The sequence below is a fragment of the Geminicoccus harenae genome, from assembly GCF_019800005.1.
Classification (GTDB): domain Bacteria; phylum Pseudomonadota; class Alphaproteobacteria; order Geminicoccales; family Geminicoccaceae; genus Geminicoccus; species Geminicoccus harenae.
The window spans coordinates 1-1090 of record NZ_JABGCL010000170.1 but is presented as its reverse complement, the minus strand read 5'-3'; the positions used below and the strand labels follow the sequence as shown (position 1 = coordinate 1090).

Annotated in this window: 1 pseudogene; it reads left to right on the top strand. The window is 68.2% G+C overall.

The features are described from left to right. A pseudogene (locus tag HLA95_RS27445) lies at positions 1-1090 on the top strand (IS3 family transposase); the annotation flags it as partial.

Here is a 1090-nt window from a genome sequence, read left to right as displayed (position 1 = left end):
GAGCAGATCATCGGGATCCTGAAGGAGGGTCAGGCCGGGCTGCCGGTTGCCGAGATCTGCCGGAAGCACGGCATCAGCGATGCGACGTTCTACACCTGGCGGTCGCGATACGGCGGGATGGAGGTGTCGGACGCCCGGCGGCTGAAGGCGCTCGACGAGGAGAACCGCAAGCTCAAGAAGCTCCTGGCCGAGGCGATGCTCGACGTAGCGTCGCTGCGCGAGGCGCTGGGAAAAAACTTCTGACGCCCGGCGCGCGGAGAACGGCCGTGACCTGGGCGATCGAGGAGAAGGGCTACGCGCAGCGGCGTGCCTGCGGGTTGATCGGGATGGAGCCGAAGACGTACCGCTATGCGTCGATCCGGCCGGATGACGCTGGCCTGCGGAGCCGGCTTCGAGCGCTCGCGGCGGACCGTCGGCGGTTCGGCTATCGGCGGCTGCACATCCTGCTCAGGCGCGAGGGCGTCGCCCTCAATCACAAGAAGCTGTTCCGGCTCTACCGGGAGGAGCAGCTGACCGTGAGGCGTCGCGGCGGTCGCAAGCGGGCTCTCGGCACCCGCGCTCCGATGACGCTGCCGCAGGGACCGAACCAGCGATGGTCGCTCGACTTCGTGTCCGACGTTCTGGCGGACGGCCGGCGCTTGCGCGTGCTGGTGGTCGTGGATGACTTCACCCGCGAGTGCCTGGCACTGGTCGCCGACACGTCTCTGTCGGGCCGGCGGGTCGTGTGCGAACTTGACCGGATCGTCGAGCTGCGCGGCCGCCCGCTGCTGATCGTCAGCGACAATGGCACCGAGCTGACGTCGCACGCGATCCTGCTCTGGCAGGAGGAGCGAGACGTCGCCTGGCACTACATCGCACCATTGCCGGTCAGCAGACCGGCAATCCGATCCCGCAGGGAGCACCGGCAGGAGCCGGTGCAGGGGCAAGCCGATCCAGAACGCCTTCGTCGAGAGCCTGAACGGCCGCTTCCGCGACGAATGCCTCAATGAGCACGTGTTCCGGGGCTTGCTCATGGCGCGACGGATCATCGATGCTTGGCGGGACGACTACAACGGCCACCGGCCCCACACGAGCCTCGGCGGCCTCACCC